11 protein-coding genes are annotated in these 12,200 nt (G+C 60.3%); 6 read left to right on the top strand and 5 right to left on the bottom strand.

All coding sequences use genetic code 11. From position 1 onward, the window contains the following. Positions 1 to 26: 26 nt before the first annotated feature. Genes maiA through hppD form a run of 4 tightly spaced genes read right to left on the bottom strand, consistent with a single transcriptional unit; the run spans position 27 to position 4,247 of the window. Positions 27 to 659 carry a maleylacetoacetate isomerase gene (maiA, locus tag DTW90_RS22095; protein ID WP_132525802.1) on the bottom strand — a complete coding sequence of 211 codons (633 nt, stop codon included), beginning with the start codon at positions 657 to 659 and terminating at the stop codon, positions 27 to 29. After that, positions 656 to 1,681 carry a fumarylacetoacetate hydrolase family protein gene (locus DTW90_RS22090; protein WP_132525800.1) on the bottom strand — a complete coding sequence of 342 codons (1,026 nt, stop codon included), beginning with the start codon at positions 1,679 to 1,681 and terminating at the stop codon, positions 656 to 658. The genes maiA and DTW90_RS22090 overlap by 4 nt, the downstream gene beginning before the upstream one ends. Before the next feature lie 37 nt (positions 1,682 to 1,718). Further along, positions 1,719 to 3,080: a homogentisate 1,2-dioxygenase gene (gene hmgA, locus DTW90_RS22085; RefSeq protein ID WP_149340949.1), complete on the bottom strand. Its 1,362-nt coding sequence runs from the start codon at positions 3,078 to 3,080 to the stop codon at positions 1,719 to 1,721. A 57-nt stretch (positions 3,081 to 3,137) separates the two neighbouring features. Continuing rightward, positions 3,138 to 4,247: a 4-hydroxyphenylpyruvate dioxygenase gene (gene hppD, locus DTW90_RS22080; RefSeq protein WP_132525796.1), complete on the bottom strand. Its 1,110-nt coding sequence runs from the start codon at positions 4,245 to 4,247 to the stop codon at positions 3,138 to 3,140. A 128-nt stretch (positions 4,248 to 4,375) separates the two neighbouring features. On the opposite strand from hppD, the gene DTW90_RS22075 reads away from it, so the two are divergent. Further along, the gene (locus tag DTW90_RS22075) at positions 4,376 to 4,876 is read left to right on the top strand and encodes an Lrp/AsnC family transcriptional regulator (protein ID WP_132525794.1); all 501 of its coding nucleotides are present in this window, start codon (positions 4,376 to 4,378) and stop codon (positions 4,874 to 4,876) included. A 24-nt stretch (positions 4,877 to 4,900) separates the two neighbouring features. Here the strand turns inward: DTW90_RS22075 and DTW90_RS22070 are convergent, their stop codons facing one another. After that, positions 4,901 to 5,362, bottom strand: coding sequence for an Lrp/AsnC family transcriptional regulator (locus tag DTW90_RS22070; RefSeq protein WP_132525792.1), 462 nt, complete (start codon positions 5,360 to 5,362; stop codon positions 4,901 to 4,903). 124 nt (positions 5,363 to 5,486) lie between these two features. Here DTW90_RS22070 and DTW90_RS22065 point away from each other — a divergent pair, with 124 nt between their 5' ends. The 5 genes from DTW90_RS22065 (at position 5,487) to DTW90_RS22045 (ending at position 12,196) form a co-directional block, all read left to right on the top strand. After that, entirely contained in the window at positions 5,487 to 6,278 is a 792-nt protein-coding gene (locus tag DTW90_RS22065; RefSeq protein WP_132525790.1) for a phenylalanine 4-monooxygenase, read from the top strand. Between the two features lie 217 nt (positions 6,279 to 6,495). Beyond that, positions 6,496 to 7,071, top strand: coding sequence for a GbsR/MarR family transcriptional regulator (locus tag DTW90_RS22060; protein ID WP_132525788.1), 576 nt, complete (start codon positions 6,496 to 6,498; stop codon positions 7,069 to 7,071). Positions 7,072 to 7,076: 5 nt separating this feature from the next. Then, a complete protein-coding gene (gene cydD / locus DTW90_RS22055) occupies positions 7,077 to 8,846 on the top strand; it encodes a thiol reductant ABC exporter subunit CydD (protein WP_149340948.1) in 1,770 nt (589 codons plus the stop codon). After that, entirely contained in the window at positions 8,843 to 10,534 is a 1,692-nt protein-coding gene (cydC, locus tag DTW90_RS22050) for a thiol reductant ABC exporter subunit CydC (RefSeq protein WP_149340946.1), read from the top strand. The genes cydD and cydC overlap by 4 nt, the downstream gene beginning before the upstream one ends. An 81-nt stretch (positions 10,535 to 10,615) precedes the next feature. Then, positions 10,616 to 12,196, top strand: coding sequence for a cytochrome ubiquinol oxidase subunit I (locus DTW90_RS22045; RefSeq protein ID WP_149340944.1), 1,581 nt, complete (start codon positions 10,616 to 10,618; stop codon positions 12,194 to 12,196). The last annotated feature ends 4 nt before the right edge of the window (positions 12,197 to 12,200 follow it).

The raw sequence follows: 12,200 nt of genomic DNA, 5'->3' as shown, positions 1-12,200 counted from the left end.
ACGAATGGAAATCCGCCGATCTTGCGTTATGGTTTTGCGCGGTCGGGATGCGCCGCCTGAAAGGCAGGCAATTGCGCGCACCGGCTGTCGATATCGACGATGCGCTTGAGGCCACTCATATCAACGCCCCAGCGGCGGGCATTGTAGACCTGCGGCACAAGGCAAAGATCCGCCATTGTCGGCGCATCCCCGAAGCTGAACTGCCCATCCAGCTTGTCGAGCACAGCCTCCAGCCGGTGAAGGCCGTCCGAAATGAAGTGCTTCATCCATTCTTCGCGGGCATCAGTTTCATCCACTATGGTCATGAGATGAGCGACCACGTGCGTGTTGCAGATCGGATGGATGTCCATGGCGATCGCATATGCGAGCGCCCGCACGTGTTGTCGATCCAGAATGTCCGATGGCAGTAGCCCACATTCCGGCCGAAGCTCCGCCAGATATTCGATGATTGAAAGGGACTGTGTCAGCGTCTTCCCGTCGATCACCAATGTCGGCACCAAGCCCTGAGGATTGAGTGCGAGATAATCGGGGCGTCTGTGCGCTCCCTCCAGCAAGTTAACCGGCACAGTCGTATAGTCGATCCCCAACAGGTTGAGCGCGATACGGACGCGATAGCTGGCGGACGATCTCCAGTAGTCGTAAAGAACGACCTCTTTCATGGCTGCGCCGGCCCTTCATATCTCTCGACGGTTTGCTCGATTGCCCCGAAGATCGAGTGCCCTGCCCGGTCCTTCATCTCGATGCGGACCTGGTCCCCGAACCGCATGAAGGGGGTCTTCGGCGATCCGGTTTCGATGGTCTCGATCATCCGTATCTCGGCGATGCACGAATAGCCGTCTCCGCCCTCCTCGATCGGCTTACCCGCTCCACCGTCCAGTTTGTTGGAAACCGTGCCGGAGCCGATGATCGTTCCCGCCACGAGATTGCGGGTCTTGGCAGCGTGGGCGATCAACCGGCCAAAATCGAATGTCATGTCGACGCCGGCATTGGCCCTGCCGAATGCACTGCCATTCAGGCTCACAAGCAACGGAAGATGCACCTTGCCACCATCCCACGCTTCACCGAGTTCGTCCGGTGTTACGGCGACCGGAGAAAATGCGGATGCGGGCTTGGATTGGAAAAAGCCAAATCCCTTTGCCAGCTCCTCCGGTATCAGACCGCGCAAGGACACATCGTTGACGAGCATCACCAGACGGATGGCATTACGGGCCGCGTCCGGACTGGCACCCATGGCAACGTCGCCGACCACGACGGCGACCTCACCCTCCATGTCGATCCCAAAGGTCTCGTCGGCCATAAGGATAGGGTCGCGTGGCGCCAGGAAGCCATCCGACCCTCCTTGGTACATCAGCGGATCGGCCCAGAAGCTGGCGGGCATCTCGGCATTGCGGGCCTTGCGCACCAGCTCGACATGATTCACGTATGCCGAGCCGTCGGCCCATTGATAGGCTCGCGGTAAAGGCGACGCGGCCTCATGTTCGTGGAACCGGATCGTCGGCTGGGCGCCGGTCTCGATCCCTTCGGCGATCTGCGCAAGTCGCGGAGCCGCATGTTCCCAATCGTCGAGAGCCGCCTGCAAAGTGCGGGCGATATGACCGACCTCGGAGCAGCGGGTCAGGTCGCGGGAGACGACGACGAGCCGACCGTCCCTTGTGGAGTCCTTCAATGTCGCGAGCTTCATGTCCCAATTCCGCTGGCAGAGAATATGTGGCTGGCTTTCACTTGATACCTGGGGTTCCGTCGAACCTGCGTTCCAGCCCGTCCCAACACTCCAGGTAATCGTTCTGCAGCGTCTCGAGCTCGGCGGCGTATTTCGTCACCTGCTGCGGGTATCGGGTCTCGAACATGAAGGCCATTGTGTGATCGAGCTTCACGGGTTTGAGCTCGGAATTGGACGCCTTTTCGAAGCCAGACGTATCCGGCCCGTGAGGAAGCATCATGTTGTGCAGGCTCATGCCACCAGGCACGAAGCCTTCTGCCTTTGCATCATACTGTCCATGGATCAGGCCCATGAATTCGCTCATGATGTTCCGATGGTACCAGGGCGGACGGAACGTATGTTCGGCGACCAGCCAGCGCGGCGGAAAGATCACGAAGTCAACATTCGCCGTGCCCGCCGATTCAGTCGGGGCGGTCAGCACCGTGAAAATCGACGGATCGGGGTGATCGAAGAGGATCGCGCCTACGGGGGAGAATGTCCGCAAATTGTATTTGAAAGGGGCGTAGTTGCCATGCCATGCCACCACGTCGAGGGGCGAATGGCCGATTTCCGTGGTGTAGAACCTGCCGCACCATTTTACATGCACGCGGCAAGGCGTCTCCTTGTCCTCGAATGCTGCGACGGGCGTCTTGAAGTCGCGCGGGTTCGCCAGGCAGTTCGCGCCGATAGGCCCGCGATCCGGCAGGGTGAATTTCGCGCCGTAGTTTTCACAGATGTAGCCGCGCCAAGCTTGGCTCTCGCCTTGTCGCAGCACCTTGAACATCATGCCGCGGGGGATGAGGCATATTTCCAACGGCTCGACATCTATGATGCCCATCTCGGTAAAGACGCGGATAGCGCCGAGCTGCGGCACGATCAGCAGCTCGGCATCGGCGTTGAAGAAGTAATCGTCTATCATGTCTTCGTTGAAGACGTAGGCGTGGGCCGCCATCCCGGTCTGGGTGAGCACGTCGCCGGCCGCCGTAATCGTCCGCACTCCTTCGATAAAGGTCAGCTTCTCGGTTGGCGCTGGGAGAGGTCCCCAGCGAAGCTGGCCCAGGGGAAGCGAATGTTCCTCCACACATGGCGCGGTCTTCCAGAGCGGATAGGATGTGCTGGAGAAGCGACGTGTGTGGCGCACGCTCGGACGAATACGATAGAGCCAGGACCGCTCATTCGTTCCTCGCGGGGCAGTGAAGGGCGAGCCGGAAAGCTGCTCGGCGTAAAGGCCGTAATTACATTTCTGCGGGCTGTTCTGGCCTTGCGGCAGGGCGCCGGGAAGCGATTCTGTTTCGAAGTCGTTGCCGAACCCCGACATATATTTCGGCCGGTCCGCCGCCGAGGCCCCGCCGTCGGAGGACTGAGTTACCGTCTGTTCCATTGCTCAATTCCTCTCGAAAACTAAGGGCGACCCACGCAGACGTGGGTCGCCGAGAGATCACTCTGCCGCAGTGCCGATGACGCCACGCTTGATCTGATCCGCTTCGATCGACTCGAAGAGTGCCCGGAAATTGCCCTCGCCGAAGCCTTCGTCCCCCTTGCGCTGGATGAACTCAAAGAAGATCGGGCCGATGACGGTCTTTGAGAAGATCTGGAGCAGGATTTTCGTCATGCCGCCACTGACCACACCTTCCCCGTCGATGAGGATACCGTGTTTCCTCATGCGCTCAATGGGTTCGTCATGTCCATTCACCCGTGCGTAGGACATGTCGTAGTAAGTCTCGGGCGGGCCTGGCATGAAGCGTAGGCCATTCTCAGAAAGCCGGTCAGTGGCCTCGTAGATGTTCTCCGTTCCGACGGCGATGTGCTGGATGCCCTCGCCCTTGTATTTCTTCAGAAACTCCTCGATCTGGCTCGTATCGTCCTTGGATTCATTCAGCGGAATGCGGATCTTGCCGCAGGGCGATGTAATAGCGCGGCTGACCAGCCCCGTGATGCGCCCGTCAATATCGAAGAAGTGAATCTGCTTGAAATTGAACAGTTCACGGTAGAAGTCCCACCACTTGTCCATGTTGCCGCGGAAGACATTGTGCGTCAGATGGTCGAGATAGTAGAAACCGACACCTTCGGGACGCGGATTGCGCTCGCCAAGCCAATCGAATTCCCTGTCGTAAGCCGAGCCCTTCGCACCATAGGTCTCAATGAAGTAGAGCAGCGAGCCGCCGATGCCAACGATCGCAGGCACGTCGAGCGCCTTGTCATCCCCTTCATAGGGAACAGCGCCTTTCGATACCGCGTAGTCGAAAGCATGCTTGGCGTCGACAACGCGCCATGCCATCGAAGGAGCAGAGGGGCCATGATCTGCGACGAACCGAGTGGCGTGGCTGCCCCGCTCAGCGTTCAGGAGATAGTTGATATCGCCCTGACGCCATACGGTGATGTCTTTCGTCCTGTGTTTGGCGACGGCGACATAGCCCATGCCCGTGAAGAGGTCGCGCAGCTTCTCAGGTTCAGGATGAGCGAACTCGACGAATTCAAAGCCATCCGTGCCGGCCGGGTTTTTGGCGTTGATTTCCGGGGGCGGTGCATCGTGCGGATAAGGGCCCATTTTCTCCTCCTGAGAATGGTGCTTCGACTATGCAAAGTGTGGCCCAAAACGCGCGCAAAGTTCTTGCATTCTTCGTATCCTATGAAGATATTACGCATGTTCCGTGAGCATTATTGGGATTTGGCGCAATGAATGAGCAGCTCGACAAACTGGATTTTCGTCTGCTTCAGGAGCTTCAGAAAGACGGCAGGTTGACGAACAATGAGTTGGGCGAGCGGATCGCGCTTTCCCCTTCTCAATGCTCCCGCCGGCGGACGAGATTGGAGGCGGAAGGATATATTCGCGGCTATCAGGCGAACCTTGATAGACAGAAGCTGGGTTTCGATATGCTTGTGGTCATCTCCGTGACGCTCGCAACCCACAACAGGGACAATGCGCGCAGATTTTCCCAACTCATCAACGGGTTACCGGAAGTTCTTGAAGCCTATGCGCTGACCGGCGAGATGGATTATCACCTGAAGGTCGCGGTCCGCGGGCTGAATGATCTCTCCAGGTTCGTCAACGACGTCCTGTTGCCTCACGAGTCGGTGCAGCATGTGAAGACGTCCATCGTTCTCGACACGCTCAAGACATTCGAAGGCCTGCCGGTGCTTATGCCAACTGGCTGGCATGGCGACAGTGCGCGGTGAGTTTGGCGCCTCGGTTATGAACGGCTAGATCGGCAGTTCGGTGGAGAATTTCAATTCGCGCAGCACGAAGCTCGACACGACCGTACGCACATGCGGGTTGCGCATGAGGTAGCGGGTCATGAAGGCCTCATAGCTTTCCACATCGCTTGCCCGGATCTTCAGCATGTAGTCGAAGGCGCCTGAAAGCGCGTAGCACTCCATGATCTCCGGCCTCTCCAGCACGACCGAGGCAAAGGATGCCACCGCCTCTTCGTGATGATCCTCCAGCGTCACATGCGCGATCACGCAGAGCTTGAGATCGAGCTTTGACGGATCGAGCAGGGTCACGCGCTTGCGGATGACGCCGTCGGATTCCAGTTCCTGGATTTTCCGCCAGGCTGAACTTTGCGACATGCCGGCGCTTTCCGCCAGTTCCGCCAGCGAAAGACTGCCGTCGGCCTGAATGAGTTGCAGGAGCTTGCGATTGAAAGTCCCAGATTCTTTCATGACTGGCCCCGAAGCCGAAGATATTTTTCATCACTATGTCGCTGGCCAGCATAAAAGAAAAGAAAACCCTCAACCCCCGGAGCATAATTGCAAGAAAACCGCAGTTTCCAGGGAGGATCAGCATATGCCGAAGGAAAGCAGCTACACCGCCAAATTGCCCGGCCCGGACGGCTTCTATGCCTACACTACCGAAGAGGATGTGATATGGGGCGAGCTCTATGAACGGCAGATCAAGCTGCTGGCTAGTATGGCCTGCAAGGAATATCTGGAGGGCGTCAAAACCTTGGGCCTTAGGCCAGACAAGGTGCCCCAGCTCCTCGATGTCAACCGACGTCTGAACGAAACCACCGGCTTCGGCGTCGAAGGTGTGCCTGCGCTCATTCCGCCATCGCGCTTCTACGAACTTCTATCCCAAGGCAAATTCCCGCTCGCAACCTTCCTGCGCCGTCGTGAACATATCGACTATATCGAGGAACCCGACCTGTTCCACGAGGTCTTCGGCCACTGCCCGCTGCTGACCAACCAGAGCTATGCCAATTTCGTGCGGCATTTCGGCGAAACCGCCGTCCGCCTCGGCAAGGGCTATTCCTGGCATCTGTTCCGCATCTTCTGGTTCACTGTCGAATTCGGCCTGATCAATACGCCGGAGGGGCGCCGCTGTTTCGGCGCTGGCATCGTCTCTTCACCCAGCGAAGCGAAGGCAGCGATGGAAGGAAAAGCTTGCGAATTCAGGCCATTCGACCTGTTGAGCGTGCTGCGGACCCCCTATCGGATCGATATCGTCCAGCCGATCTATTATGTCATCGACAGCTTCGCCGACCTTGAGGCCATTGTCCAACAGGATATCGGGGAAATGATCCTGCACGCAAAGTCGCTGGGTGATTTCGCCCCCGCCTTCGAAGCCAAGGCCTCGTGACCTGCTGGCGGCGATGGCTATTTCTTTTGCAGTGCAAACTTCCGAAAGTTTGATCGATATCAGCATGTTGTAACCTGTCTCGAAAGGCAGGATGGCACAGCGTTGGTCTGCAACCTGCGCAGAGTGACGCAGTTGCGAAATACCGATTGGCAAATTCGCGATATTCTCTACAGTGATTTCAGAAATTACTGAAATCACTGTAGAGGCTGAAATCGCCATGAACCTCCCTCCCCTCGTCCAATCCTTCGTGCTTCACTTCGGCGAAATGGGCTCGCGGTGGGGCATCAATCGCACGGTCGGGCAGATCTACGCCCTGCTCTACGTTTCGCCTTCGCCGCTTTGCGCCGAAGAGATTGTCGACGCCCTCGGCATTTCGCGCTCGAACGTCTCCATGAGCCTGCGCGAACTGCAGACCTGGAACCTCGTGTTGCTCAGGCACAAGCCGGACGACCGACGCGACTTCTTCACCACGCCGGAGGACGTCTGGCAGATTCTCAGGACGCTCGCCGAGGAGCGGAAGAAGCGCGAAGTCGATCCAACCCTCTCGGTTCTCCGCGAAATCCTGATGCAGCGCCCCTCTACCGAGGACGAGCGATATGCGCAGGTGCGCATGAACGAAATGCACGGACTGATAGAGCAACTTACCAATTGGTATGATGACGTTCGGCAACTGGAAACTGATAGGCTCGCGACATTACTATCGCTTGGTGCTAAAGTAACAAAATTGCTGGAAGCGAAGGATCGCGTCGTATCCCTGGGTCGCCGCCGTCCCAATCCTGCGGACAAGAGGTGAGCCCAATGGCCAGCGCTTTCTTCGATGCCAGTGCTGCGCCCAAGGGGCGGCGGACAAGGAACCCGCACGCGACCGATGAGCCGGCCGGGGCGCCTCCCCGTTACAGAAAGCCGAAGCGTGCGCAGCCCAAGGGCCTGCCGCGGGCGGCTCTGGTCCAGGCATTGGGGACCTCACTCTGGATTCCGCAGGCGGCGCTGCTTGCCTGGAGCGTTGGCGCGATCGTCAATCGCGGCGGCCTTGCCGCTGTTGCGCCGGCGGCTGCATCTATTCTTGCGCTGGGCATATTGCGCGCAGGCCTCGACGCTATGGGCATGCGCATGGCCTTCCGGGCCGCAAGAACCGAGCTAACACAGCGACGCGAGAGAGCAGCGGAAGCGCTCGCTGCCCGTTCACCGCTCGATATTGATCGACCTGCTTCCGGCGCTGCCGCCAGCCTTCTCGCCGAACAGGCCGAGACAACCGTGCCCTATTTTGCGCGCTTTCTGCCGGCCCGTATGAAAGCGAGTTTCGTGCCCTTGGCTATCCTCGTCTGCGTCCTGCCAATCTCCTGGGTAGCTGCGCTGATACTCCTTCTTTCAGCGCCACTGATCCCGGTCTTCATGGCGCTGATCGGCTGGAGCGCCAAGGAGGCGAGCGAAAAGCAGCTCGCCGAGACCGGCGGTCTCAATGCATTTCTACTCGACCGGCTGCGCGGGCTGGCGACGATCCGTGCCCTTGATGCCGTGGATGCGACGGCGCTGAGGCTGCGCGCCGATGCGGATTCGCTGCGGATGCGCACCATGGCCGTACTGAAGATTGCCTTCCTTTCCTCTGCCGTGTTGGAACTTTTCTCCGCTCTCGGCGTGGCAGCCACGGCGGTCTATGTCGGCTTCGGCCTGCTCGGTTCGATCGATGTCGGCACCTGGCAAGGCAAGCTCGGCCTGACGCAGGGCATGTTCATCCTGCTGCTCGCTCCGGCATTCTTCGAGCCCCTACGCGAGCTTTCCGCTGTCTGGCACGATCGGGCGGCGGGCGAAGCTGCGCTGGATGCGTTGGACAAACTGTCCGCGGAGGCCCCGATTTTGCTTGGTGCCAGCGGTGCCGAAGACGCAGCCGCAATTCCGCCTGTGCAGTCACCACCCGCAATCCGCATTGAGAGCCTCAACTTCTCGCGAGAGACAAACCGGCGGCCGATTTTCAATCACTTCAGTCTCGCCGTTCGACCGGGCGAACATGTCGCGCTGCTCGGCGCGAGCGGCTCGGGAAAGACGACGCTTCTGTCCCTGATTGCCGGATTGGCAGCGGCCGACAGCGGTACGATCCAGATCGATGATACGGTGCTCAGCGACGTCACCGCGCACTCTCTGCGCCACCGCATGGCCTGGATCGGCCAGCGCCCTCATGTCTTCGCCGGCACCTTGTTCGGCAACATCACGCTAGGCCGCCCCGAGATCACCACCGATGCCGTCCGACAAGCCATCGATCATATGTATCTCGGGCACATCGAGGAATCGCGCGGCAAAGCACTGATCGGCGAAGGTGGTATCGGCCTCTCGGGCGGAGAGGCTTTGCGACTGGCGCTCGCTCGCGCAGCCGCCAATCCCCGCGCCGACATCATCCTCGCCGACGAACCGACCGCGCATCTGGACGGGCAAATGGCAAGCGAGATCACCGAGAGCCTCCTGGCGCTGGCACAAGGCCGCACGCTGATCGTCGCCACGCACGACCCGGTGCTGGCCGCAAGAATGAACCGCACGATCCGCCTGGGCATGGAGATGCAGGAGGTGGCCGCATGAGCCAGATGATCAGATCCCTCCGGCCGATCCTGCGGCTGTTCATGCGCCAGCATGGCGGCGCGCTGCTGCTCGGTGCGCTGATGTCCTTCGTGACCGTCACGGCAGGTATCGCGCTGCTGGGCCTCTCAGGCTGGTTCATCACCGCAACATCCTTCGCCGGGCTTTCGGCTGGAGGCGCAATAGCCTTCGATGTTTTCGCCCCATCGGCCGGCATCCGCCTGCTGGCGATTGGTCGCACGGCTGCGCGCTACGGCGAGCGACTGACCACGCATGAGGCCACCTTGAGGGTTTTGGCATCGTTGCGCGAAAGGCTCTTTCGCGGCTGGGCGACGCCAGGGGCGGCCTCGCTTCTGCTGCATCGGCCGGCGAAGCTGCTCTTCCGGCTGACTGCTGATATCGACGCCCTCGATTCCCTCTATCTGCGCGTTCTCGTCCCGGCCGGCGTGGCCGTTCTCTCTGCTCTCGGCGTCGGCCTGGCCTTTGGCCTGATAGAGCCGTTATTCGGTCTTTCGGCAGGCCTCTTCCTGACTGCGGTTGGCCTCGGCATCCCGCTCCTCGCCGGACGAAAGGCTCTCGCGCCAGCCCGGCGAAGGGCGCACGCGATCGAAGCGCTGCGGTCGCGGGTCATCGATCTCGTCGCCGGTCAGACGGACCTTGCCATGACCGGGCGGCTACAGGCGCAGCGGATCGCGATCGGCAAGGCGGACCGTCGGTTGGCAGACGCCGACGACGCTTTGAACCGCATCGAAAGTGCCGGCGCCTTCGGCTTCGGTCTTGCATCAGCCATCCTGCTCACGGGTACGCTCCTTGCAGTTGCCGCGCTTTCGGAAGCCGGGCATATAACGGCCCCCGTTGCAGCGCTCGGCCTGCTCGTCGCCCTTGCCGCAATCGAACCTTTCGCGGCGCTGCGCCGTGGCGCGCTTGAACTCGGCCGCACCGTGCTTGCCGCCAAGCGTATCGGCCCTCGCCTTGCGCCGGAAGAAGCTTCTCCTCCTATCGCCGTTCCAACGGATGGGAGTGCCTTCCGCGTCGACCGGATCAAGGTGCAGCACCGGCATGCGCACCATCCGGCCCTGCGCGACATCACGCTTTCGCTCGCGGCTGGCGAACGGCTGGCCCTCATCGGCGCGAGTGGCGCGGGCAAATCCACTTTGCTGGCACTCATTGCCGGCGAAATGGCTCCGGATGGCGGTTTGCTCGAAACGCAGCGCGCAACTCTGCTGACGCAGCGCACCGAACTCTTTCAGGACACGCTGCGCGACAATCTTCGCCTCGCCGATCCGGCAGCCACCGACGGCAAGCTCAGTGATGCTCTCGCCGCTGCCGGGCTGCTGGCCGATGTAAACGTGTTGCCAAAGGGGCTCGATACCCGGCTCGGCGAAGGCGGGCTCGGACTGTCTGGTGGGCAGTCGCGGCGCCTGGCGCTCGCCCGTCTGCTGTTGCGGGATACGCCACTCTGGCTTCTCGACGAGCCGACTGAAAGCCTGGATGGAGAGACGGCCCGCGATGTCATGGATCGGCTCGTCCAGAGGTCGCAGGGCCGATCCCTGGTCATCGCCACACACATCCGGCGCGAAGCGGCAATTGCCGACAGCATCGCGATCCTCGACCGAGGCCGGATCATCGCCACTGCACGGCGCGGTGAACCCGAATTCGATATCGCACTCGACGGGCTAAAGCCCGATTGAGACGACAGTTCAAGTGCATGACCATGCCGCATTGATAGGCGGTGTGTAACCGAACCCCGTGGGACCGTGGGAGAAAGACAAATGGAACTCGACATTGTGGCGCTGTCGCGCCTGCAGTTCGCCATGACTGCGCTCTATCACTTTCTGTTCGTGCCGCTGACGCTTGGCCTATCCGTGTTGCTTGCCATCATGGAGACCACCTATGTCATGACCGGGCGGCAGATCTGGCGCCAGATGACCAAATTCTGGGGCACGCTCTTTGGCATCAACTTCGTCCTTGGCGTCGCCACCGGCATCGTCATGGAATTCCAGTTTGGCATGAACTGGAGCTATTACAGCTACTACGTCGGCGATATCTTCGGCGCGCCGCTGGCGATCGAGGGGCTGATGGCCTTCTTCCTGGAGGCGACTTTCGTTGGGCTTTTCTTCTTTGGTTGGGAGAAGATGTCGAAGGTCGGGCACTTGGCGGCGACTTGGGCGGTCGCGCTGGGGTCCAACTTCTCCGCACTCTGGATCCTGATCGCAAACGGATGGATGCAGAACCCCGTTGGCTCTGCACTCAATCCGCAGACCATGCGCATGGAGATCACCAGCTTCTACGATGTCGTGTTCAATCCGGTCGCCCAGGCGAAATTCGTTCACACGGTTTCGGCTGGCTATGTCTGCGCCTCCGTTTTCGTCCTCGGCGTCTCGGCCTGGTATCTGGTCAACGGCCGTAGCGTGGAACTTGCGAAGCGCTCTATGACGGTTGCTGCTTCCTTCGGCCTTGCCTCCGCGCTTTCGGTCGTCGTCCTCGGCGACGAGAGCGGTTATCTGGCGACTGAAAACCAGAAGATGAAGCTCGCCGCCATCGAAAGCATGTGGAACACCGAGCCGGCGCCTGCAGCCTTTACCGCCTTCGGTTTCCCGGATCAGCAGGCCCGCGAGACGCACTTCGCCGTCCATATTCCCTGGGTGATGGGATTGATCGGCACGCGTTCGCTCACCACGGAAATCCCCGGCATCAATCAGCTGGAGGAACAGGCCAAGACGCGTATCCGTGACGGCATCAAGGCTTACGACGCGCTGCTGCAGATCCGCTCGGCGCCGAAGCTTGACGCTGTGGCGCCGGAAGTCCGTTCCTCGTTCGAGGATCTCGGCCACGAGCTCGGCTACGCCCTTCTCCTGAAGCGCTATGTCGACGATCCCCGCCAAGCCACGGACGAGCAGATCACACAGGCAGCTCGCGACACTATTCCCAACGTGCCAACGCTGTTCTGGTCGTTCCGCATCATGGTCGGTCTCGGCATGTTCTTCATCCTGCTGATGATGACCTTCTTCTGGCTCTCTGCTCGCAGGCAGCTCGATCGGTATAGGCTATTGCTCCGGATCGCAGTCTTCGCGATCCCTCTGCCCTGGGTTGCCATCGAGCTTGGCTGGGTCGTCGCAGAATTCGGCCGCCAACCCTGGATCATCGAAGGCGTGCTGCCGACCGCAGCCGGCGTTTCGAGCCTCGGCGCCAGCTCGGTTCTGCTGACGATCATCGGCTTTGCGGCGCTCTATACGGTGCTGATCATCATCGAGATGACCCTGATGATCAGGGCCATCCGCAAAGGTCCGGAACCTGACGACAGACCGGAAGCAGAACTTATTCCCGAAACCTTCGTTTCCGCTGCGGAGTAACACG

The sequence above is a fragment of the Neorhizobium sp. P12A genome (assembly GCF_008365395.1).
Lineage (GTDB): Bacteria > Pseudomonadota > Alphaproteobacteria > Rhizobiales > Rhizobiaceae > Rhizobium.
This window is presented reverse-complemented; position numbering and strand designations above follow the sequence as displayed.